The 22,263-nt window shown below is 70.9% G+C and carries 20 protein-coding genes and 2 pseudogenes; 10 read left to right on the top strand and 12 right to left on the bottom strand.

Going from position 1 to position 22,263, the window contains the following annotated elements:
- The first annotated feature begins 16 nt into the window (after positions 1-16).
- Both QOL88_RS35730 and QOL88_RS35725 read left to right on the top strand, forming a co-directional pair.
- The gene (locus QOL88_RS35730) at positions 17-430 is read left to right on the top strand and encodes an SRPBCC family protein (RefSeq protein WP_097222356.1); all 414 of its coding nucleotides are present in this window, start codon (positions 17-19) and stop codon (positions 428-430) included.
- 6 nt (positions 431-436) lie between these two features.
- Positions 437-745, top strand: a complete 309-nt coding sequence (locus QOL88_RS35725) for a hypothetical protein (RefSeq protein WP_097222355.1) — start codon at positions 437-439, stop codon at positions 743-745.
- A gap of 463 nt (positions 746-1,208) precedes the next feature.
- Here the strand turns inward: QOL88_RS35725 and QOL88_RS35720 are convergent, their stop codons facing one another.
- Positions 1,209-1,688 carry a MarR family winged helix-turn-helix transcriptional regulator gene (locus tag QOL88_RS35720; RefSeq protein WP_097222354.1) on the bottom strand — a complete coding sequence of 160 codons (480 nt, stop codon included), beginning with the start codon at positions 1,686-1,688 and terminating at the stop codon, positions 1,209-1,211.
- A gap of 63 nt (positions 1,689-1,751) precedes the next feature.
- Here QOL88_RS35720 and QOL88_RS35715 point away from each other — a divergent pair, with 63 nt between their 5' ends.
- Positions 1,752-2,591, top strand: a complete 840-nt coding sequence (locus QOL88_RS35715) for an alpha/beta fold hydrolase (RefSeq protein WP_097222353.1) — start codon at positions 1,752-1,754, stop codon at positions 2,589-2,591.
- 23 nt (positions 2,592-2,614) lie between these two features.
- Here the strand turns inward: QOL88_RS35715 and QOL88_RS35710 are convergent, their stop codons facing one another.
- The 4 genes from QOL88_RS35710 to QOL88_RS35690 all read right to left on the bottom strand — a co-directional run bounded on the left by QOL88_RS35710 (position 2,615) and on the right by QOL88_RS35690 (position 7,794).
- Positions 2,615-3,805, bottom strand: a complete 1,191-nt coding sequence (locus QOL88_RS35710) for a Rieske 2Fe-2S domain-containing protein (RefSeq protein WP_097222352.1) — start codon at positions 3,803-3,805, stop codon at positions 2,615-2,617.
- 574 nt (positions 3,806-4,379) lie between these two features.
- On the bottom strand, positions 4,380-4,910 hold the full coding sequence (locus tag QOL88_RS35700; protein WP_097222351.1) for a GNAT family N-acetyltransferase: 531 nt from the start codon (positions 4,908-4,910) through the stop codon (positions 4,380-4,382).
- 156 nt (positions 4,911-5,066) lie between these two features.
- The gene (locus QOL88_RS35695; RefSeq protein WP_097222350.1) at positions 5,067-6,785 is read right to left on the bottom strand and encodes a SpoIIE family protein phosphatase; all 1,719 of its coding nucleotides are present in this window, start codon (positions 6,783-6,785) and stop codon (positions 5,067-5,069) included.
- A gap of 223 nt (positions 6,786-7,008) precedes the next feature.
- Positions 7,009-7,794, bottom strand: a complete 786-nt coding sequence (locus QOL88_RS35690) for an endonuclease/exonuclease/phosphatase family protein (protein WP_097223334.1) — start codon at positions 7,792-7,794, stop codon at positions 7,009-7,011.
- Positions 7,795-8,086: 292 nt separating this feature from the next.
- Here QOL88_RS35690 and QOL88_RS35685 point away from each other — a divergent pair, with 292 nt between their 5' ends.
- Positions 8,087-8,782 (top strand): GAF and ANTAR domain-containing protein, encoded by a 696-nt coding sequence (locus QOL88_RS35685; RefSeq protein ID WP_097222349.1) that lies wholly within the window; start codon positions 8,087-8,089, stop codon positions 8,780-8,782.
- Between the two features lie 9 nt (positions 8,783-8,791).
- On the opposite strand, the gene QOL88_RS35680 is transcribed toward QOL88_RS35685, so the two are convergent.
- Both QOL88_RS35680 and QOL88_RS35675 read right to left on the bottom strand, forming a co-directional pair.
- Entirely contained in the window at positions 8,792-9,961 is a 1,170-nt protein-coding gene (locus QOL88_RS35680) for a serine hydrolase domain-containing protein (RefSeq protein WP_097222348.1), read from the bottom strand.
- Positions 9,962-10,136: 175 nt separating this feature from the next.
- Positions 10,137-10,604, bottom strand: a complete 468-nt coding sequence (locus QOL88_RS35675; RefSeq protein ID WP_097222347.1) for a winged helix-turn-helix transcriptional regulator — start codon at positions 10,602-10,604, stop codon at positions 10,137-10,139.
- 93 nt (positions 10,605-10,697) lie between these two features.
- On the opposite strand from QOL88_RS35675, the gene QOL88_RS35670 reads away from it, so the two are divergent.
- Positions 10,698-11,198, top strand: a complete 501-nt coding sequence (locus tag QOL88_RS35670) for a PaaI family thioesterase (RefSeq protein WP_097222346.1) — start codon at positions 10,698-10,700, stop codon at positions 11,196-11,198.
- Between the two features lie 208 nt (positions 11,199-11,406).
- Here QOL88_RS35670 and QOL88_RS35665 read toward each other — a convergent pair whose 3' ends face one another.
- Together QOL88_RS35665 and QOL88_RS35660 are read right to left on the bottom strand one after the other, a co-directional pair.
- Complete coding sequence (locus tag QOL88_RS35665) at positions 11,407-12,525, bottom strand: fatty acid desaturase family protein (RefSeq protein WP_097222345.1); 1,119 nt, start codon at positions 12,523-12,525, stop codon at positions 11,407-11,409.
- A 7-nt stretch (positions 12,526-12,532) separates the two neighbouring features.
- Positions 12,533-13,588, bottom strand: a complete 1,056-nt coding sequence (locus tag QOL88_RS35660) for a ferredoxin reductase (protein ID WP_097222344.1) — start codon at positions 13,586-13,588, stop codon at positions 12,533-12,535.
- Between the two features lie 86 nt (positions 13,589-13,674).
- Here QOL88_RS35660 and QOL88_RS35655 point away from each other — a divergent pair, with 86 nt between their 5' ends.
- Positions 13,675-14,814 carry a PucR family transcriptional regulator gene (locus QOL88_RS35655; RefSeq protein WP_097222343.1) on the top strand — a complete coding sequence of 380 codons (1,140 nt, stop codon included), beginning with the start codon at positions 13,675-13,677 and terminating at the stop codon, positions 14,812-14,814.
- A 31-nt stretch (positions 14,815-14,845) separates the two neighbouring features.
- On the opposite strand, the pseudogene QOL88_RS35650 reads toward QOL88_RS35655, so the two are convergent.
- Positions 14,846-15,163: pseudogene (locus tag QOL88_RS35650) on the bottom strand (alpha/beta hydrolase); the annotation flags it as partial.
- A 92-nt stretch (positions 15,164-15,255) separates the two neighbouring features.
- On the opposite strand from QOL88_RS35650, the gene QOL88_RS39045 reads away from it, so the two are divergent.
- Both QOL88_RS39045 and QOL88_RS35640 read left to right on the top strand, forming a co-directional pair.
- Complete coding sequence (locus QOL88_RS39045) at positions 15,256-15,486, top strand: hypothetical protein (RefSeq protein ID WP_179879051.1); 231 nt, start codon at positions 15,256-15,258, stop codon at positions 15,484-15,486.
- 180 nt (positions 15,487-15,666) lie between these two features.
- A complete protein-coding gene (locus QOL88_RS35640) occupies positions 15,667-16,173 on the top strand; it encodes a DinB family protein (protein ID WP_097222342.1) in 507 nt (168 codons plus the stop codon).
- Between the two features lie 261 nt (positions 16,174-16,434).
- On the opposite strand, the gene QOL88_RS35635 is transcribed toward QOL88_RS35640, so the two are convergent.
- The gene (locus QOL88_RS35635; protein ID WP_179879164.1) at positions 16,435-17,160 is read right to left on the bottom strand and encodes an SDR family oxidoreductase; all 726 of its coding nucleotides are present in this window, start codon (positions 17,158-17,160) and stop codon (positions 16,435-16,437) included.
- A 172-nt stretch (positions 17,161-17,332) separates the two neighbouring features.
- On the opposite strand from QOL88_RS35635, the pseudogene QOL88_RS35630 reads away from it, so the two are divergent.
- Positions 17,333-17,653: pseudogene (locus QOL88_RS35630) on the top strand (transposase); the annotation flags it as partial.
- A gap of 903 nt (positions 17,654-18,556) precedes the next feature.
- On the opposite strand, the gene QOL88_RS35620 reads toward QOL88_RS35630, so the two are convergent.
- Positions 18,557-21,499: a glycoside hydrolase family 3 protein gene (locus QOL88_RS35620; RefSeq protein WP_097222340.1), complete on the bottom strand. Its 2,943-nt coding sequence runs from the start codon at positions 21,497-21,499 to the stop codon at positions 18,557-18,559.
- Positions 21,500-21,957: 458 nt separating this feature from the next.
- Here QOL88_RS35620 and QOL88_RS35615 point away from each other — a divergent pair, with 458 nt between their 5' ends.
- Positions 21,958-22,200, top strand: coding sequence for a hypothetical protein (locus tag QOL88_RS35615; RefSeq protein ID WP_143668915.1), 243 nt, complete (start codon positions 21,958-21,960; stop codon positions 22,198-22,200).
- Positions 22,201-22,263: the final 63 nt, after the last annotated feature.

The raw sequence follows: 22,263 nt of genomic DNA, 5'->3' as shown, positions 1-22,263 counted from the left end.
CGAGGCCGGTAAGGCGATGACCGAGTACGAACGTTCCCGCACGATGCCCGCGCAGCCCGAGCACGTCTTCGACCAGGCAGCGAACGTCGGCCGGCTGGACAGCTGGCTGCCGGAGGCCCTGCACGTGGAGGCCGAGGAGCTGCCCGCCGTCACCGTGCACGAGGACCGCACCGATGAGGACACCTCCGCCGTGCTGCGCGCCCGGCGGGAGCAGATGCGGCTCGAGTGGGGCACCCGTGACCAGGGCGGCTACGCGGGGTGGCTCCAGGTCGCCGGTCTTGACGGCGGCGCCAGTGAGGTGACCGTGCACCTGTCGTTCTTCGACGCCGGCCACGACCCGGGCGAGCGCGCCGTCGCCGAGGCCCTGGACACCAGCCTGCGGCGGCTGGAGGAGCAGGTGCGGCTGCACGTCGACCATCCGGCCGGCTGACCCGCCGTGGCGCGCACGAAGCAGTACGCCGTCGCGGCGTCCGGGCAGTGGACCGACGAGGAGGAGGGCCGGCGCCGGCTGCCCTCCGGTGAGGTGCACGCCTGGGAGCCGGGCCGCAACGAGACAGTCTGCGGCCTGTCCCTCAGCCGCTCCCGGCTGGTCCGCTTCCCGCACGTCGGCTGGTCGGACACCTTCCCGGAGTCCGGCGGCGCCGCGGACCGGGTGCGGCGCCTGTGCCCGCGCTGCGCCTCGGCGGCGGGACGCCGCGGGCCGGACGCCCGCCCGCGGTGGCGGCGCATCGATCCAAGACCGTGAAGGCCCCGGCACCGGTGGGCGGGAAGGCCGTCGCCCACCCGGGCCCTGGGACCGTCCGACACCGGCCGGGGTGGCCAGGAAGGCGGTCGCACCCGGACCCTGGGGCTGTCCGACACCGGCCGGGGTGGCCAGGAAGGCGGTCGCACCCGGACCCTGGGGCTGTCCGACACCGGCCGGGGTGGCCAGGAAGGCGGTCGCACCCGGACCCTGGGGCTGTCCGACACCGGCCGGGGTGGCCAGGAAGGCGGTCGCACCCGGACCCTGGGGCTGTCCGACACCGGCCGGGACACGGCCGGCCGCAGCGCATCCGCACAGCGGGCCGGGGGCCGGGTCGTCCGGGTGGGCCGCGCGGAGACCCTCACCCGCGCGCGGCGCCGGGCCGGGGCGCGCCGTCAGGGACGAGCGGGGCGTCGTCCGCGCCTCCCGCGTGGCTCCGTACGCATCCGCCGCCGGTGAGGGAAGCTCAGCGTTTCCCGGAGTCGTCCCGCTGGACCTGCCGCCCCGCCGCGGTGACATCACGCATGGCCAGCAGAAACCGCCGCACGACCGCCAGTTCCGCCTCGTCGAACGACCGCATCGTGTCGACCATCTCGTGGATCAGCGGCCCGAAGAAGGACCAGCCCAGCCGGACGGCCTCGTCCTGCACGACGAGCAGCACGCGTCGGCGGTCCCGGGTGTCCCGCTCCCGGCGCACCAGCCCGAGCCGCTCCAGCCGGTCGACCAGGGCCGTGGTCGACGCCGAGTTCACCCCCAACTGCGCACCCAGCCACCCGGGCGTGGCCCGCACACCCTCCCGGCCTGCGTCGAGCAGGTGGATCAACGCCCGTACGTCCGTGGGGTGGAGCCCGTTGCGTCCGGCGAACTCGGCCGCGAACAGGTCCAGTTCCATCGTCACGGCTCGCAGCAGATGAACCAGTCGCAGACCGGGATCCTGGTCGTCCATGCTTCACTCCCCTAATATCTCGCCTGTCGAGAGTATCGGTGAACGAGTCATACGGGTGGGGACATGGATGACACGGAAGCTTTTTTCGCGGCGTACGACGCCGTCCTGCGACGGTGGCCCGTGGAGGTGGACGGCGTCGACGTCCCCACCCCCTACGGCAGCACCCGGGTCCACATCGCCGGACGTGAGGACGGCCCTCCCCTCGTTCTGCTGCCCGGCGGTGGAACGACCTCGACCGCCTGGTTCGCCAACGCCGCCACCCTGGCCCCCGCTCACCGGATCCATGCCGTCGACCTCATGGGCGACATCGGCCGCAGCGTGCACGACGGAGCACCACTACGCGGCGCCGCCGACCTGATGGCCTGGCTCGACTCCCTCTTCGACGAGCTGAAGCTGGACGGCGCGCAGCTGTGCGGCCACTCCTACGGGGCCTGGATCGCCCTCAACTACGCGCTGCACGCGCCTCATCGTCTCGGCAGGCTCGCCCTGCTCGACCCGGTCGGCTGCTTCACCGGCCTGAGCCCGCGCTATCTCACGCACGCCCTGCCGATGCTGCTGAAGCCCACCGCCGAGCGCGTACGCGCCTTCCACCGGTGGGAGACCGGCCGCGACCCCGAGGATCCGGTGTGGCAGGCGTTCCTGGGGAGCACCGCCTCCGCGCACCGCTCGAAGGTCGTGGCGCTGCGGCGCCCCGCGGAGCGGGATCTCGCGACGTGTGCCGTCCCGGCCCTGGTCGTCCTGGCCGAACACAGCAGGGCTCACAACCCGCGGCGTGCGGCGGCCACCGCACGCCGGCTTTTGCCCGGGGCGAGCGTCGTCGTGCTGCCCGGTGCCACCCACCACTCCCTGCCCACCGAGCGACCCGCCGAACTCAACCGGCTGCTGACGGAGTTCCTGTCCTGACCCCGCCGGCCGCGTCCGCACCCCTAGCCGGCGGCACCGTCGGCACCTGCCATCGGCGACGGCCCACGGTCCTGCCCGTCGCACACCGAGGCGGCGCCGCACGCGCCCCGGGGGCGGATGGGGACGCCGTTGGCCCGCAGGACCTCGCGGACGTCCAGGATCAGGGAGAACACCTCGCGGTTGCGGTCCTCGCCCTGCTCGTCCCAGGCCCGTTGCTCGGCCTCGACGGCCATCCGGTCCTCGGCGAACACCCGCTCGGTGAAGCGCCTGATGAGCGGCCAGGCCAGGTGCAGAGCGCCGGGAATCCGGGGCTTCTCGATCATGAGCAGGCCGAAGGTGTGGCATCGGCGCTGTTCGGCGTCCTCGGGCACGTAGGCGACCCAGAGGCGGAAGGCCGGCCGCTCGGCGTTCTCCGGGACCAGGTCGAGGGTCTGGTACGGGTACGAGGTGCGGATCGTCATGACGTCCCGGGAGTCGCTGCCGCCGATGCCCTCGGAGGCCAGCAGGCTGGCCCCGCGGTTCCGCTTGCCCCCGGCGTGGCTGAACAGGTACCTGGCCTCCACCGAGCGCTCGTCGGTCCGGAAGTCGAGCAGTTCGGGGCGGAGTTTGCCGACCACGCCCCGGTGGAGGAACTGGTGGTTCATGTCGAGGAGGTTCTCGTGCATGAACGAGTAGTGGCAGCGCACGGTCCGGGAGTACGTCATCGTCTTGTACCGCGGCGAGCCGAACGCCGGCAGGTCGGGCAGCGGGGCGGCGGCCGCCTTGTCCGGGTCGCCCGGGAACACGAACACCAGGCCGTACGCCTCGCGCACGGGGTAGCCGCGCACGCCGCGCGGCGGCCGGCCGTCGCCCTTGGAGAGGTACGGGATCTGCGAGATGCGGCCGTCGCCCCGGTAGGCCCAGGCGTGATAGCAGCAGCGCAGGGCCTCGCCCTCCACGACGCCCATGCTCAGCGGCACCTGACGGTGGGCGCACCGGTCCTCCAGCGCGTACACGGTGCCGCTCTCCCCGCGGTAGAGCGCGATGCGCTCACCGGCGAAGGCCGCCGCGAACGCCCGCTTGCTGCGCACGTTCTTCGACAGAGCGACCGGGTACCAGAAGTCCGGGTTCGCCCCGACGCGCCGGAGGTCGACCATGCCGGTACTCGGGTCGCGGTGCTCCGAGGGCCATGCGGCCCCGGCAGAGAAGGTCCCGGCCTCGTCGGTCTCGGTCATACGTCTCCCTCGCGCGTACGGGCAGCGACAGCCGCGCGTCGCGTCGGGCAGCACCGGGCTGCCGATGCGGGCGCCCCGGCACCGTCCATGCTGACCGCGACGCGCCGCTCACGCCCTGCCCGGCACGTACGAACGGGTGACTGCAACGGGTGGCTGGAGGTCGAGCGCGGGGAGACCGGCCAGGCCGGTGTCGAGCATGATGCGCTCCACGGTCCGGGGCAGGGTGCTGTCGGCGCCGATGACGGTCTCGACGCCCCGGGCAGCAGGTCGAGTTCGCGGTACCAGTCGCGCAGCCGCGCCTCGCCGACCTCGTGCGCGATCGGCTTGGTGGCATGGCGGAGGAGGGTCTGCTCGAACGGCACGTGAGCACGCCGGCGAGCAGGCTTCCTCCGGTGAGGAGCCCGCCGTAGCCCAGGTCCCGGGCGGCGAGCCGGGTGTCCCCGCCGGGACGGAGGGACTCCACCAGGGCCCCACCAGGGAGAGCGCGGCCCGCCGGAGGACGGGAGCGCACGCCATGAGCAGGGCCACCCGCACACCGCGCCCCGCGATGCCGCGTCTCTCGGCGCGCTCCACGTCAGGGCCTCACCAGTCCGCCGACCCACCAGTCGTGGGGACGGCCGTCGTTGGCGATGCCGCGGTTGCGCAGCGTCCCTTCGACGGTGAAGCCCAGTCGCTCGGCGACGGCGCGCGAGCCGGTGTTCCCGGTCATGGCCCACCACTCGATGCGGTGCACGTCGAGCGTGGCCCACCCCCAGTCGCACAGTGCCCGCGCGGCCTCGACCGAGTAGCCCCGGCCGCGCTGCTCCTTGACCGCCCAGTAGCCCAGCTCGTAGACGCCCTGGCTCACCTTGGTGAGGCAGTACGAGCCGACGAGGGCCGAGGTGTCCTTGCGAAACGCTCCGAGGACGTAGTCCTTGTCGGTGGCCCAGCCCTCGGGCCACTCCTCGCAGACCTTCTTCTCGGCGTCCCGCCGCCCGAAGGGCACGGGGACCGGCGTGTAGAACTGGATGTCCTGGTCCTGGCAGGCGTCGTACACCGCGTCCACGTCGCCCGTGTCGAACGCCCTCAGCACCAGACGCCCGGTCTCGAGTGTCACTGGATCCACCGCGTCAGTATGAGCGCCACCCAGGGCCTACGACCAGCGAATATCACTGCGGAGGGCGGGGGCGGGGCGTTCCGGGCAAGGCCCTCCACGACGGCGGCGCGGGGCGGGACGAGGGCATCGGGCAAGGCCGTCCTCTCGCCCGGGGCTCGGCGCCGGTCATCTCCCGGGGATGCGCAGGGCCAGGAGGGCGACGTCGTCGTCGTTGCCGGCGGGGCGGACGCGGCGCAGGAGCTGGTCGGTGAACGAGGCCAGGGGCCGGTGGGCGAGGGCGGCGGCGTGCTGGCTCAGTTGTTTCAGTCCCTCGTCGAGGGTGCGGCGGGGCGCTTCGATGAGACCGTCGGTGTACAGCACCAGGGTGGAGCCGGGCGGGAGCTGCGCGGTGGCGTCCGGGCGCCGGGTGCCGGTCTGGGTGCCCAGGAGGATGCCGTGGCCGTCGGTGAGGTACTCGGCCAGACCGTCCCGGCTGATCAGCAGCGGCGGGGGGTGGCCGGCGTTGGTCCAGGAGAGTCGCCAGTGGCCGTCGTCGGCCGGTTCGATCCGGGCGAAGATCGTCGTGGCCATGGTGACGTCGGTGATGTGCTGGATCGCCTCGTCGAGTCGTTCGACGATCCGGCTGGGCGGTTCGTGCTGGGACCAGGCGTAGGCGCGGAGCATGTTGCGGACCTGCGCCATGCCGGCCGCCGCTTCCAGGTCGTGGCCGACGACGTCTCCGATGGCCAGGGCGGTGGACGCGTCGGACAGGGGGAAGGCGTCGTACCAGTCGCCGCCGACCTGTGAGGCGTCCGGTGCGGGCAGGTAGCGGACGGTCATCTGCAGGCCCGCGACACCCGGCATCTGCGGCAGCAGATGGTTCTGCATGGTCTCGGCGACCTTGCGCTGGCGCTGGTAGAGGCGAGCGTTGTCGAGAGCGAGGCCGGCACGGCGTGCGATGTCCTCGATCAGGGGGAGGTCCACGGGTGTGAAGGGTGCCGGGTTCTCGTCGCGGCCCAGGGTCAGCGCTCCCAGGACCGCGCGGGTGCTGCGGATGGGCGCGATGGCCGCGGAGTGCATGCCCGTGGCGTCGAAGAGGCGGCGCTGCTCGACCGCGATGCCGGAGTCCGGTGGCCCCTGGTAGGTCTGCGGTCCGGCCAGGTTGGAGGCGACACCGCGCAGGGCCCTGGAGAGCGGCATCGGGGATTCCTCGGGGACCGGTGGCATCGGCCCCTGCAAGTCCTCGCGGTGCGTGAGCGTGTCGCCGTCGGTGTGGACCACGACAGTACGCCACACCTCGTCGCGCTCGGTGATCAGGTCGACGACCGCCCAGTCCGCGAGGCGGGGCAGGACCAGCGCGACCAGCCTGCGCAGCGCCTCGTCGACGTCGAGCGTGGAGGTCAGCTGCGCGGTGGTCTCCGCGAGCAGGGCCAGCCGGTGCAGCTCCGAGAGCGGCTGGGCCGCCGGCTCCGGCAGCGGATCGGGGGCCCGGTCCTGGTCGGGGGTGTGGAAGACGACGAGCGTGCCGGCGTGGCGGCCGCCCACGTCGTACGGCGTGATCAGCCAGGAGATGCGCAGGAGGGTGCCGTCGGCGCGGGCGAAGTAGTCCTCGTCGGCCTGGGCGGTGTGCCCGGCGTGGAAGGCCTGCCGCATGGCGCACTGGGTCCGCGGCAGGGGCTGCCCCTGCGGGTCGCGGTGCAGCAGGTCGTGTGCGTCATGTCCCGTCAGCTCGTCGGCGGACCGGCCGAGGAGCTGCTCGGCGCGGGTGTTCGCGGCGATGATGCAGCCCTGCTCGTCCACGACGTAGGCCCCGGCGCCGATGGCCTCCAGGGTCCCGGCCAGCACGACGGACGCTGTCGGCACGGACGGCCCGTGAACAGACTCCGTGTGCTCCAGCCCCGCCATCGCGGCCTCCTTGCTGATCGGTCCGGCGTCCCTGCCGCCGGCATGCCCTGTGTGCTGCCTCCCCGTATGCCCATACGACAGTAAATTCCACGTCGCCGGACAGCGCGCGTCCTCCCGGCGGGCCGTGCGGGCCGCTGACCTGCGGTGCCGGGGAGCCGGGCGGGCGGGGAGCGGTCGGAGGCGCGGCGGAACGTGCCGGCGCGTTCGTGGCGATCAGTGCGGCTCAGGTCGGGTCGACGTCGGTGTGCAGCGGGTGGTGGTCCGAGTACGGCGTCGGATGCACACGGTGCCTGAGGGGGACGAAGCCGCGCAGGAACACGTAGTCGAACTTGCTCTGCCAGTCGGTGGTCGGCTGACAGGTGCCGGTGGGCGACGGGTGGCACTGCGGGTCCGCGTCCGTGGCCAGTGCCCAGATCCCCGTCAGTTCGGGAGAGTCCGGCACGGCGTTGAAGTCGCCGAGCAGGATGGCGCGGTCGTGCCGGGCGACCTCCGCGGCGAGGACGCGCGTCTGGTCCGCCCGTACCGTCTCCTGACGCCGTTGGGCGAGATGCGTGTTGAAGACCCGGACGGAGCGGTCGCCCACGGTGGTGGTGACGGCCATGTACCCGCGGTCTTCGGAGCCGCCGTCGGGATACTCCACGTTGACGGGGTCCGTCATCGGCGCCGCGGAGAGGATCGCCTGGCCGAAGGCCCCCGGACTCCACGGGCTTCCCCCGCAGCGGCCCCATTTCCGCAGTACCGACCCGTACTCGACGTGGTAGACCAGCCCGTGGAGGTTCCGCAGGTACTCCCGGATCCTCTCGACGTCACGCACGCACGCTTCCTGCAGGCCGATGACCTGGGGCGCGGCCGCGGCGATCTCCGCGGCCCGGTCGACGTCGCTCACCTCGCAGGGGTTGCAGATGTTCCACGTCATGACCCGGTTCGGTACGACGTCCCTGACTGCCTGCGCGGACTGGACCCCGGCGAAGAGGGCACCGGTCGGTGCGCTGGGGCCGACCAGCGCCATGCAGAGCGCCAGCACGGCGCCCGCGAACAACCGCACCCCCGTGCTCCTACCGAGCACCCTCGTCTCCTCACAGTGGACCCACGTGGCCTCTGGGGCCTTCACGAACGAGGTTATGGGACGAGGACGTCGGCGATACACGCCCTGTGCGATCTCGTGATCGCGACGCCCGGCCCCCTCGCAGCCGGGAGCCGCCGAGGCCCGCGCCACGCTCCCTGGTCCTGGCCTCTTCGACGGGGAGGGACCAGGCTGTGCGTAGGGTGGTCGGACTGATGATCGACGCAGGCGGTGAGGCATGGACTGGCAGAAGTTCGCCGAGGAAATGGCCCTGCTCGCACGGAGCCTGCTCAAGCAGGACTCGGTGCAGCAGACGTTGGACGAGATCGCGGCGTCGGCCGTGAAGCTGGTGGACGGCTGTGACGCTGCCGGGATCCTCGCGGTGCGCAAGGGCCGCGCCGTCACGCTGGCCTCGTACGGCGACATGGTCGAGGAATCCGACCGCCGGCAGGGTGAGCTGGGCGAGGGTCCGTGCTTCGACCTCGCCCGCCGCTCCGACGAGGACCGGGTGTTCCGGATCGTGGACATGACCAAGCCCCAGCCGGACTGGCCCCGCTACGCCGAGGCCGCGCGCGAACTGGGCATCGGCAGCATGACCGGGGTCCTGCTCTACACCCACGAGGAGGACTTCGGCGCGCTCAACCTGTACTCCCGCCGCCCGGGCACCTTCACCGAGGACATCGCGACCGCCGGCTGGCTGCTCGCCTCGCACGCCGCGGTCGCCCTCGCGGACGCCCGCACCATCGACCAGCTCGAACACGCCCTGGAGACCCGGCACGCCATCGGCGAGGCCATGGGCATCCTCAGGGAACGCCATGGGCTGAGCGACGAGGAGGCCTTCAGCGTGCTGCGGAACATCTCCCAGCACCACAACATCAAACTGCGGGACGTAGCCCAGCGGGTCAGGGACAAGCGCACCGACGATCCGGCGTGAGCGCCCTGCTCAGGTGCGGGTGAGCAGGTCGGCGACCCGAGCGATCATCTGGCTCTCGGCGCCGTCGCGTGCTGTCGTCGGGTGGTAGGCGAGCACGAAACGCCGGCGCTGATCCCGAGTGGAGAACGCGGCGTTCTTGTAGCCGTACGTCTCACCGGTCTTTCCCCAGAGGGTCACGCCGTTGACGGTGGCCTGCTGAAGCCCGGTGCTGTAGCGGGCCGGGGAGCCGTCCAGCATGCGCACGTCGTCCGGTGGCAGCGTGAACATGAGCCGGAGCAGCTCCGGCGGAAGCAGTTCGCCGGAGAACAGGGCGGTGAGCAGCCGGTCGAGGTCGCCCGTGGTGGAGATCATGTCGCCCTCGCCCCGGGCGGACGACTGGTCGTACACGGTGATGTCCTCCAGGCCTCCGTCCGCCATCGACAGGTAGCCGTGCACGTGCCGGCCGTGGATGTGCGGATCGTTGCCGGGTACGGCGGTGTGGGCCAGGCCCAGCGGGCGCAGGACGCGGGCCGCGACGGCCTCTCCGTACGGACGGCCGGTCACCTTGTCGATGATCAGTGCGGCCAGTACGTAGTTGATGCCGCGGTACTCCTGCCGAGCCCCCGGGGCGAATTTCAGCGGTCCGTGCGTCGCTGTCGCCACCCACTCCTGCGGCGTCCAGTGGTCGAAGCGGTGGCGCAGGACGTCCTCCGCGGTGGTCGGTTCGGGGATGCCGACGTGGTCCGGCAGCCCGCTGGTGTGATTCAGCAGGTGCGCGACGGTGACAGGCGCGAAGCGGGCCGGCAGCAGCCCCGGCAGGACGCGCCGCACCGGCGCGTCCAGCGCGACCCGGCCGTCAGCCACCAGTTGCAGCACCACGGTGGCGACGAAGACCTTGGTGATGCTGCCGATGCGGACCTTGTCGTGGACCGTCACCGGCCGTTGCGTCCTGATGTCGGCCACGCCCGAGGTACCACGCCAGTGGCCGGCCGCGCCGCCGACTCGCAGTTGGGCCGCGGTCGACGGCGGATGTTCGAGGTCGTGGATCGCCGCTCGCAGTGCGGTGCCGTCCAGTGGCGGGAGAGGCGTGGGAGACGCGGCGGCGCGACGCGCGGGCAGCACGGCAGTGGTGGCCAGCGCGGCCGCACCGGACAGGGCGGCTCCCGCAAAGGCCCTTCGTGACATGCGAGTTGGGGTCATGCCCCGCACACTGTCAGCGCGTGGGTGGCCGGGCATCGGGGTCGCCCCGGAGGGATCCCCGATTGCCCCCTGACACCTTCCCGCACGCGCGTGTCGTACATCGGCCCCCACCCGATCGAGACGGACGCCGGTCGACACCTCGGCGCATTCGGCCGGTCGGCCCCGCTCTCCAGGCTCAGGACCGAGCGTGGGCACCCGACCCCAGTCGGGCGGTGACGTCGCCGGGGGCGAGGGCGGAATGGTCGGCGCAGCACTCGACGACGACGCGGACCGGGGCGTCGCAGTCCGTGTGGCGGAGATCCAGCAGCGGGCCCTCGGGGCCGAGCGCGTGCAGTTGACCCCACTGGCTCAGCGCCATGAGGACGGGCCACAGGTCCCAGCCTTTGCGTGTCAGCCGGTACTCGTTGCGGGAGCGGCTGCCCGGCTCACGGTAGGGGACGGTCTTGAGGATGCCCGCCGCGACCAGTTTGCGCAGGCGGTCGCTGAGGACGGCCTCGGAAAGGCCGATGTGGCGGCGGAAGTCGTCGAACCGGCGGACTCCGTTGACGGCGTCGCGCAGGATCAGCAACGTCCACTTCTCGCCGACCACGTCGAGCGTGCGCTGGACGGGGCAGTTCTCCGTGCTCGCCTCAAGCCACTCCATCCCACCATCCTAGGGCCCTGACTTCGCCATTGACAGTCAGCCGAGCCCTTGGCTAGCTTCACCTGTAAAAGCCAGACGGGAAGGCACTCGGCCGTGGGACGAACACGTACGTATCAATGGGAAGATCCCGCGACCCTGGCGGAAGCGGCCGGGCGCATGGCAGGCATCGACTTCCTGCGTGCCCTGCAAGCGGGGCGACTGCCGAGGCCGCCCATCAACCACGCGATCGACTTCACCCTGGACGAGGTGGAACCAGGTCGTGCGGTTTTCTCGCTGACACCGCAGGAGGAGCACTACAACCCGATCGGCAGTGTGCACGGCGGCGTCTTCGCCACCCTGCTCGACTCGGCGGCCGGCTGCGCCGTCCAGTCCACGCTCCCGCAGGGCATGGCGTACACCTCGCTCGATCTGACGGTGAAGTTCCTGCGGCGGATCACCGTGGACACCGGGACGGTTCGCGCCATCGGCACGGTCGTCAGCAAGAGTCGCCAGACTGCCCTCGCACAGGCGCAGTTGATCGACGAGACGGACCGACTGCTCGGCCACGCCACGAGTAGCTGCCTGCTCTTCCCGGTGCCTCCCTCGAAGGGGTGAGAGGGCGCGCCTCTCGCGCGCCGGGCGATGTCGTCGGCGTGGGACAGGTGCGGGGGGGCGCCCGGACGGAACGCGAAGGCTGTGGTGTTTTCCACCCAGCTCGCCGAGGAACCGAGCAACCGCGTCGACGCCTCGTCCCGTCCAACGGATCTCACCGGAACCGGCGGAGCCGCCGGTACTGCCGAAGGATCCGAACCCGTGCCGGGAATCAGGCCGCGACGAGCTCCGGCTCGCGGTCCGGGGTTTTGAGCTTGGGCTTCTTGTTCGGCAGTGAGAGCCGGAAGACCTTGCGCCACGCGGAGAACACCTGCTTGGGCAGCGGCCCGGTGACGTATTCCAGCTCGTACTTCTCGAACAGCGCGCGCACCTTCACCGCGACCTCGGCGTACCGGTTGCTCGGCAGGTCCGGGAACAGGTGGTGCTCGATCTGGTGGGACAGGTTGCCGGTCATGAAGTGCATGGCCTTGCTGCCGCTGATGTTCGCCGAACCCATCATCTGGCGCAGGTACCACTGGCCGCGCGTCTCGCCCTTGATCGACCGGCGCTCGAAGACCTGCACGCCCTCGGGGAAGTGCCCACACATGATCACCGAGTGGGACCAGATGTTGCGGACCAGGTTCGCGGTGAACGTGGCGGCGAGCGTGGGGAGGAACGACGGGCCCGACAGCAGCGGGTGGATCACGTAGTCCTTGAGCACCTGGTTGCGGATCTTGCGGCCCACGGCCTTGGCCCGCGCACGGAACTCCGGGTTCTTGCGGCGGCGCTTGTGCAGGTTCTTGCCGAGCTCCAGGTCGTACGCCGCGATGCCGTACTCGAAGAAGCAGGCGTTGATGAAGTTCCACAGCGGCTGGCCGAGGTGGAACGGGTGCCACTTCTGGTCCTCGTCGACGCGCATGATGCCGTAACCGAGGTCGTTGTCCTTGCCGATCACGTTGGTGTACGTGTGGTGCAGCTCGTTGTGCGAGTGCTTCCACTGGTCGGCCGGCGAGACGTGATCCCATTCCCAGGTGGTGGAGTGGATCTTCGGGTCCCGCATCCAGTCCCACTGCCCGTGCAGGATGTTGTGGCCGATCTCCATGTTGTCCATGATCTTCGCCACGGACAGACCGGCGGTGCCGATCACCCACGCGGGCGGGAAGATCGAGAACAGCAGCACGCCCCTGCTGACCAGCTCGAGCTTGCGCTGAGCCGAGATGACCTTGCGGATGTAGGCGGCGTCTTTCTCGCCGCGGCCGGCGATCACCTCGTCGCGGATCGCGTCCAGCTCGCGGCCGAGTTCCTCGATCTGCTCCGCGCTCAGGTGGGCGGTGGGGTCGATGGCGGTCAAAGTGCTCCTACCGTTCGATGTCGCAGGGGCCCGCCGCGGCGGACACGCAGGTCTGGATGAGGACGCCCGGCTCGGCCTCGGTGATCTCGCCGGTGCGCAGGTCGCGGACGGCGCCCGCCTTGAGCGGCGTGACACAGCCGAAGCAGATGCCCATGCGGCACCCGGACGGCATGAGCACGCCGGCCTCCTCGCCGACGTCCAGCAACGGCGTGCCGCCGTCCGCGTCGACGGTCTTGCCGGTGGTGCTGAACGTGACCTCGCCACCGTCGCCGGCGGCGACGATGCCGGGGCGGAAGCGTTCGGTGTGCAGGCGCTCTGGGACGCCGTGCTCGGCCCAGTGCTTTTCGGCGGCGTCGAGCAGACCCGCGGGCCCGCAGGCCCAGGTCTCCCGCTCGGCCCAGTCGGGCACGAGTTCGTCGAGACGGGCGATGTCGAGCATGCCGTCCGTGTCGGTGTGCACCTCGGTGAGACGCAGCTTCTTGTCCGCGACCAGGTCGTGCAGATCGTCGCGGAAGATCACGTCCTGCGGCTGTGGCGCGGAGTGGACCATGACGACGTCGTCGAACTCGGTGTCGCGCAGCATGCCCATCACGGGCGTGATGCCGCTGCCGGCTGTCAGGTAGAGCACCTTGGCGGGCTTGGCCTGCGGCAGCACGAAGTCACCGGTCGCCTGGTCGAGGTGGATCAGCGTGCCCGGTTTCGCCCTGCGGACCAGGTGGTTGCTGACCTTGCCGTCCGGGATCGCCTTCACGGTGATCGTGACGCGGCCGTCCGGGCGGTTCGTCGGCGAGGTGAGCGAGTAGGCACGCCACAGGCGCACCCCGTCGACGTCCACCCCGATCCGCACGTACTGACCGGCCGTGTGGCCGCGCCAGCCCCGTCCCGGCCTGATCACGATGGTCGCGGCGTCACGCGTCTCGGGGTGCACGGCCTCGATGCGCCCACGCAGGTCGGCGCCCGCGCGCAGCGGGCTGACCAGGTCGAGGTAGTCCGACGGCAGCACCGGCGTCGTGACCATCTCCAGCAGTTTCCACGCCCTGCTGCGGAGGGCTGCACTCGTCATGACTCCAGCTTGATGCGCCTCAGCGCGTAAAGTCCTGTCCGCAAGACGTGAATCTGGTCGGCCGAATTGTTCGCAGGGAACAAACCATGAGCCATGTACAGCTGAGGGCCACCGAACTGGCCCTGGATGAGACAACGGTCACCGCACTTCGTTCCGCGCTGAAGACCACCGCCGACGAGGTCGTCCAGGCGATCATCGACGAGGTCCCTTCCTACGCCAACGCCCTGTCGGGCCACATGGGCGGCACCATCCGCCGAGCCGTCCGCACCGCCCTGGGCCACTACCTGGACGTGGCGAGCGGGAACGCCACGGGCGGCGACGCCGGTGACGCGGCCTACGAGCTGGGCCGCGGCGAGGTGCGTGACGGCCGTTCGATGGACGCCCTGCTCAGCGCCTACCGCGTCGGCGCCCGCGTGGCCTGGCGTTGCCTGGCCGCGGGTGCCGTACCCGCAGGTCTGCCCGCGGCCGAGGTCGCCAAGTTCGCCGAGCTGACCTTCGCCTACATCGACGAGCTCTCCGCCGCCAGCGCCGCGGGCCACGCCGACGAACTGGCCGCCCGGGGCCGGGTTCATGAACGCCACCTGGAAGAACTGGTCCGCGACCTCCTCACCGGCGCGAGCCCGGACGCGCTGCTGGCCGCTGCTCAACGGGCAGGGTGGCAGCCTCCGGTTTCGCTGACCGCGGTCCTGTTGCCCGCCGCCCAGGCCCGGCCTGCCTACCGCGCTCTCGACCCGAGCACGCTCGTCCTCGACGATCTGCCGGACGCCTCGGGCGTGCTGCTCGTCCCCGATGCCGACCGATCACATCTGTTGAGGCAGCTGGCCGACCGCACCGCCGTGGTCGGCCCGGCCCGGCCGTGGACGCGTGCGTCCGCCTCGTACGAACGAGCCGTACGCGCGCGCTCCCTCTCCACCGATATTCGCGACACCGAGGACCACCTGCCCGAGCTGGTGATGAGCGCCGACGCGGAGGCGTACGCGGACCTGCGTGCCCGAGCTCTCGCACCGTTGCGGACCGTGCCTGTCGCGACCGCGGGGCGCCTGGAGGAGACGTTGCGGGCGTGGCTGCTGCACCAGGGCAGGCGGGAGGAGGTGGCGGCAGCGTTGTTCGTCCATCCCCAGACCGTCCGGTACCGGATGTCGCAGCTGCGGGAGCTGTTTCCGGATCTCGCATCGCCACACCGGGTCCTCGAACTGACTCTGGCGGTCGGTCTCCGGGTCAGCTGACGCGTGCTTCCAGAGGTCCTCATCACGGAGGCTATGGAAGGGTGGCTTCAAGCAGCAGTTCGCTCAGGTCCGCCGGCATGGTGATCATGCAGTCGTGTCCGGTCGACAGTTCCCGTATCCGTGCTGGGGAGCCGTTGGGCTGTGTCGCGGGGACGGGCCGCCGCACGATGCCTTCCGGCTCCACGCCGACGCAGTGGATGTGCGTGCGCGGAATGGAGTCCACGGCAGGGTTGTCCAGTCGGACCGGTTGCCGCAGGCAGCGCACCGGCATGTCTGAGAGCGTCGCACGCAGCCAAGCGACGTCCGCCGGGTCGGTGACTCCGAACAGGCCGAGGGGCGGGGGCATCTCGGTGCACAGCCAGGGAGGTTCTGCCACGTCCACGGCCGTTCCCGCACGGCCGCGCAGATCATCCGGGCCGGCCGTACTCGTTCGTCGCTGAGATGGCACCGAACCGCACCTCATGGACCGCCATGCTGGACGAGGTCCGCCTCGGGCCCGCTGACGAGGTGGGCTGGGCGGTGGTCTGGGGCGTGACCGTCGGTATCATGGTCGTCCCAAGACAGCACCGGCTCATCGCCCCCGGCCCCGCCGCCGCACCGGTCGGGCCGGCGCACGAGTGGGGGCTTGCCCCGGCCGAACTCGGGCTGGGGGCCGCCACCGTCACCGCCTGACCCTCCTATGGCACCTGGCAACCACGCGTCACCACGCCGCACCCATGACACCGGACCCGGCCCCGGCCAACCAGCCGTCGGCACCGGTGACATCACGCGTTCAGCCTCGGAAGGTGGAGCAGGTTGGCGCGCCGTTAAATACCTCGACATCGGGTGTGGTGATCGGGGACGCTTCGCGCGATGACAAGAATCGACGACACGCCGCCCGCGTGGGACGAGCGCACCCAGCTCACCACGTTTCTCGACTACACACGTGACACCGCCCGCGCCAAGTGCGACGGCGTCTCCGCGGAGAACGCCCACAAGGCGCTCCTGCCGGGCTCACCCCTGATGACCATGAGCGGAGTGATCAACCACCTTCGCTGGGTCGAGTACTACTGGTTCCAGGTGGTCTTCCTCGGCGAGGAGGACTCGGGCCCCTGGACCGAGGAGGACCCCGACCGCGAGATGCGTATCGCCGTCGACTTCCCGCTCACGCAGTTGCTCGACGAATACGCCGCACAAAGCGCCCGCTATCGCGAACTGGTCGCCGAGAACGGCCTGGACAAGCGGGCCCAGCGAGCCATCCGCGACGGTCTCCATGTCGACCTGCGCTGGATCCTCCTTCATCTCACCGAGGAGACAGCCCGCCACAATGGCCACCTGGACATCCTGCGCGAGATGCTCGACGGCACGACCGGCGACTAGATCCGGGGGAGATCAGGGGCGGGGCCAGTCGGATCGAGGCGACGGTGCCGGTGCCGGTGCCGGTGCCGGTGCCGTGGAGGATGTGACCGCGCCTGTCGAATCTCGTGGCCGCGGTCCGGGAGGCCTTCAACTCGTTGATCGTCCCCTTCCGGCGAACTTCGGGAATCGGAAGGCGTTACTACTTCGGTCACGCGCCCGCGGGCCGAGCCCCCGATAACGGCGGACCCGGCCGTGCCGCCGGCACCGGGCCCCGCGCCGCGCTCAGGCCAGTCCGCCCGTCGCCCGCAGGTTCTGGCCCGTGATCCACCTTCCCTCCGGACTGGTAAGGAACGCGACGACAGCGGCCACGTCGGACGCCTCCCCGAGGCGGCCCAGAGGTGTCATGCCGGCGACGGCCTGGAGCGCCTCCGGAGGATTGGCGCCACGGAGCATGTCCGTGTCGGTCGCGCCGGGAGAGACGGTGTTGACCGTGATGCCCCGTGGCCCGAGCTCCCGGGCGGCGACCGCGGTCAGTTGCTCTATCGCACCCTTGCTGGCGGCGTACGCCCCGATACCCGGCACGGGACGCACCGTGTTCATGGTGGAGATGTTCACGATCCGCCCGCCGTCGCGCATCTGCCTTGCTGCGTAACGCATCGTCAGGAAGACCGATCTGGTGTTGACCGCCATCACGCTGTCGAACACCTCCACCTCGGTCTCGGCGAGCGGGGCCGGACTGAAGACCATCGCCGCGTTGTTGACAAGGATGTCCAGGCCGCCGAGATGCACCTGTGCGGCGTCCATCAGCTGCTCCGGCGCCTCCGGCTCCTTCAGATCAAGGCAGACCGCCCGGACCTTGCCGCCGTCCGCCCGAACGGCACGGACGACGTCGGCGGCGGCTTCCTCGCTGGTGGCGTAGTTGAAGACCACGTCGGCCCCGTCACGGCACAAGCGTTCAACAATCGCCCGGCCGATCCCGCGGGATCCGCCCGTGACCACGGCCGTCATGCCTTTGAGCACTGTTCCTCCACGCCGGCGAGAAGATGATGTGGGACCTTCGAACGTACTGGTGCCACCGCTCCCGCTCAACGGCCCGTCGCCGGCATGATCCGCCGGACAGGCCCTCATAGTGCTTCGTCACGTCGGGTGATCGCGCCTGGTGTTGGGCATCTTCTCCGGTATGAGGCTGGGGGAAGTGGAACGACTCCGGGGTGAGTTATCGGAGTTCGTTGCCGATGTGTTCGAGTCGTTTCAGCGGCGGGATCAGCGGCGGTGGGGCGAGTGTTATCTGCGGGGCCTGATGCTGGATGGCCGGCGCAAGTCGGTCCAGCCGATGGCCGAGCGGCTGCCGGACGGGAACATGCAGGCCCTGCAGCAGTTCGTGAACCAGTCGCCGTGGGATCCGCTGCCGGTCAGGCAGCGGATCGCCGAGCGGCTGTCCGATGTGATCACTCCTGAGGTGTGGGTGATCGACGATGTGTCGTTCCCCAAGTGCGGCAAGGCGAGAATGGACCACTTCGAGGGCCGCACCTGGCGCGGCTGGCACCACCACGTCACCCTGGTCACCGCCGCCCAGGCCTTCCTCACCCTCAGGCGGCTCGACCCAAAAGTCCGCACACCGGCCTGACCCTCTACCAGGTCCTCGACGTTCTTCAGGACCTGCTGAGGTGCTGGACCGGTACCTGCACCACCTGCGGCCGCCCCCTGCCCAGCCCCCGGAGCAGCCACAGACAGCCCCCAACCTAACGAAGCACTACTAATTTCCGCACCGCGACCAGTCCAGCTCGCCACGCGTGCGGCTCTTCTCGCACTGCCCGAACTGGAGCGCCTGCGCAGGAACACGGAGGCAGGCTTCGCCCGCATCGACGGCTCCGTTGCCCTGCCTGTCCAGCGTGTTGACCTGGCTTTGTCGGGTCGGTCTCGGCTCTGGCCGGAGTCACCGACAGCCGTCCCCATGTCCCTCATCCAGGCCCTCGCCGCAGCCCTCGTCCTGACCTGCGTCGCCACCCTCGCCCACAGCCGCCTCAGCACCGGCAAGCACACGTAGCCCTCGCAGCGAGCACCGCGAAAGGGACGACGAACAGCGCCCGAGGTGCCGACTACCCCGCCCCGGCCCACGGTGTTGTTCACGAAGGCACCGGACCTGACGGACCGAACGCACTCCCTGCGTTCGCCACCGCCCCCGGCTTGGGCGCCACCCCCGCCACCACCGCCCGCACCGATGATGGTCACCCAGACCGTGAGGTTGCCCTCCGGGAGCTCGCAGGACACAGCTCCCGCAGTCTTGTACCGTGTCGGCGCCGTTCACCCGCACGATGACGCTCCCCGTGCCGCGTGCCCGGTCAATGGTCGGAGAGTGTGGAACGCGGCGGCAGGCCGTCTCCTTACCGCGTCCCACCGCTCCTTACGGCGCCCCGCCGGCGATCGCTGCCAGGTGGACACCGCCCCGCAGAACGACATGCAGATCGTGCACCCCGGTCACCTCCTCCGGCATGGGCGCGCTGACCGCGCGCCAGTCGTACCGGCCGTCGGTGCCGGTGGTGACACGGAGAACGGCGAGCAGGGTTCCGGCACCGGGAGCGCCGTCGGCGTAGATCTCGACGGTCGCGTCCTCCTCCGTCGCGCACGACACCTCGGCCGTGAGGACCCGCGGCCCGTCTGCCGGGCTGCCCAGGTCGACTGAGCCGTAGCGCAGTGCGCAGGGGATGTCAGCGGTCGCCGGGGTGACCGCCTCCCCCTTCTCCCGGGTGGCGTCGACGAGCGTGCCGCCCTCGCACTCGTCGAAGTCGACGGCCTCCAGTCGTCCGCCGAGGAGAGTGCGCGCGGGGAGCGCCGACCCCGTCACGGTGAGGGGCGCCGTCAGGGCGACGGCTTCGGCCGAGTGCCCGATCAGGATTTCGTACGGCCCCGGGTCCACGGCGAGGGCGCCGGCCGAGACGGACCAGTGGGCCAGGGCCGCGACGGGCAGGTCGAACTCCAGCCGGCGCCGTTCACCGGGGGCGAGGCAGACCTTGCGGAAGTCCGTCAGTCTGCGCCTGGGCGCGCGGTGGCGGGCGGCGAGCGCGCGGGTGTAGAGCTGCACGGTCTCGGTGCCCGTGCGCGTCCCGGTGTTGGTGAGCTCGACGCTCACCACCAGGGTGTCGTCCTGCGCCGCTTCCCGCGCGGACAGCCGCAGGCCGGCGTAGGCGAAGCTGGTGTAGGACAGGCCGTGCCCGAACGGGTACAGAGGTGCGGCGTCGTAGTACTGGTACGTCCAGCCGGCACTGATGATGTCGTAGTCGAGGCGGCCGGGCAGCGGGTCGTCGCCGCGGTACCAGGTCTGCGGGAGCCGTCCGGACGGTTCGGCCTCGCCGAGCAGGATCGCGGCGAGCGCCCGGCCCGTCTCCTGCCCGCCGTGGGAGGTCCACACCACGGCGGGCAGGTGCTCGTCCGCCCAGTCGACGGCGTACGGGTAGCTGCTCATCACGACCAGTACCGACTCGGGACGCTCGGCGGCGACGGCGCGCAGCAGGGCCTCCTGCGCGGGCGGCAGTGAGATGCCCGCACGGTCCTCGGTCTCGCGGCCGTTGATGTGCGGGTCGTTTCCGAGGACGACCACGGCGACGTCCGCCGAGGCGGCGGCCGCGACGGCTTCGGCGATTCCGTCCCTGACGACCGTTCGGGTCCAGAGTTCCGCCTGTTCGGGAGCTTCGGCGGAGAGGGTGACGCGGCCGGTGGCGGGGTCCACGGCGGCGTAGCGGCCGTTGCTGATGTTGCGCAGCAGTTCCGTGCCGTCCGGCTGGGGTTCCAGCCGGAAGGTCTCGTGGACGAACCAGCCGTTCGGCTGCGTCTGGTCGGCGGCGAGGGTGAGGTCGCCGTCCTTGAGGGTGACGTAGCGTTCCGTGCGGGCGTTGCGGAGGGTCAGCACGCCTTCACCCCAGTCGAACAGGTCGTGGCAGGGGCTGTCGCCCGCTTCCTGTTCGTCCGAGTGAGCACTGGCCACCATGGGCCCGCCGGGGTCGAGCGCCGACACACGCAGAAGGCCTCCGGTGGAGGCGGCGCGCAGCGTGATCCGGTCGACCCCCTCCGCGCGGACCGCTTCGACGCCGCGTTCCTCGAGGGCAGCCTCCAGGCCGGTGGCTATGGTGATCCGGTACGGCATGGTGCCGCTGTACCAGTCCTCGAAGAGGGTGTCCGCCAGGGGACCGACGAGCGCGACGCGCGCGCCGGGGGCCGGTGACAGCGGCAGTGCGCCGTCGTTCTTCAGCAGCACCACCGACTCCGTGGCGGCGCGCAAGGCGAGCGCCCGGTGTTCGGGGCTGTCCACGACGTCGTCGCGGATGCCGGCGTAGGGGTCGAGGTCCGGATCGAACTCGCCGAGGCGGAAGCGTATCGACAGCTGGCGTCGCGCGGCGCGGTCGATGTCGTCCTCGGTGAGCAGCCCGCGGTCGACCGCCGTGCGGAGCCGGTCGAGGGTGACGCTGCCGTCCTCGTCCAGTTCGGTGATGCTGTCGACGCCGGCGCGTACCGCGGCCGCGTGGGAGGTGGGGTGGTCGTCGAAGTAGTGCTCCGATTCGGCGAGGTTGGTCACCGCTCCGGCGTCGCTGCAGACGAACAGCTCGTGGCCGGTGGGCTCGGCCCAGCGCCGTACCTCGGTCTCGAGCAGTGGACTGACATGGCAGGGGCGGCCGTTGATGAGGTTGTAGGCCGGCATGACGCCGGTGGCGGCGCCGGACGCGATCGCCGGGCGGAAGGCGGCGAGGTCGTACTCGTGCAGCACCCTGGGCGGTACCACGGAGGAGGTGATGTCGCGCTCGTCCTCGTTGTTGTAGGCGAGGAAGTGCTTCAGGAGCGGTGCCGTGCGCAGATAGACCGGGTGGTCCCCGGCCAGCCCGCGGCAGAAGCTGACGGAGAGCCGGCCGGTGAGCAGCGGGTCCTCCGCGTACCCCTCCTCGTTGCGGCCCCAGCGGGGGTCGCGCAGCAGGTTCACCACGGGGGCCCAGACCTGGAGGCTGGGCCGGCGGCCGTCGGCGGCGGGGCGCTGGTGCAAGGCGCGGGCCTCGGTGCCGACGGCCGTGGCGACCTCGTGCAGCAGCTCCTCGTCCCAGGTGGCTCCCAGACCTACCGCCTGCGGGAACACGGTGGCCGGCCCCAGCCAGGACACGCCGTGCAGCCCTTCGGTACCGGTCTTGAAGGGGGCCAGTCCGAGGCGCGGGACTCCTGGTGAGTACTGGTAGAGCAGCTCGATGCGCTCGTCGAGCGTCAGCCGGGAGATCAGGTCGTCGACTCGCCGGGCGAGGGGCAGTGCGGGGTCACGGAACGGCAGGTCGGTGATGGGCGGCTCGGGGGATGTGGCGGCGTTACTCACCTGAGAAGTCCCTTGCAGGAGGTCGACGGAGAAGGCGGGGAAGCGTGGGCGACTGCGGAACCGGGTGGCGTACGGCTTCTGTCGAGCGCACCGTCGTAGAGTCGAAGCGCTTCGACGTTGACATGACGCTGAGTCGTGTGTCAATCACAGGTCACCCAGCGATCGCGAGCCGCTCTTCCGGCGTTGGTGTTCCTCTTTGGGGCTTCACCTAGAAGGCCAGGTCACATAGGGCGAAGCCGCATGGAAGACTGAGCGTGACCCCCACACCCCAACGTGCCCGTTATCGAAAAGTTACCTTGACGACCCGTTGTGATCCACGGAAAGACGGCCTTAGTCTCAGCGACACGTCGAAGCGCGTCGACGCACGCGGCTGCCGCCTTCCGGACATGAGACCACCGGACGACGCAGCGTCTGCCCGCACGCCGGTCGGATCGACGCAAACGGAGGGCCGCCACGACATGAACAGTGAGATGAATTGCCGTGTCGCCCTGCGAACAGTCGTCGGCGTGGCGGGCGCCGCCTCCCCCTCACCGCTGCCGTCCGCCGGTAACGAGGACTACCGGGCCGTGTCCCGGGCGCTGAGCACCATGATCAACATGCAGCCCGCCGGCGGGAACACCATCACCGGAGACCCCCGGATCTACGGTCGCGTCTACTTCGGGACGAACGGACGAGGAGTCATCTACGGCGATCCCAGCTGAAGTTGGGCTCCCGGCAGCCTCGCTCCACGCCCGCCGTCCCGAAGGGGAGACCGACGTGGCCCT

This window comes from Streptomyces sp. Ag82_O1-12 (assembly GCF_900182715.1).
Classification (GTDB): Bacteria; Actinomycetota; Actinomycetes; order Streptomycetales; family Streptomycetaceae; genus Streptomyces; species Streptomyces massasporeus.
This window is presented reverse-complemented; position numbering and strand designations above follow the sequence as displayed.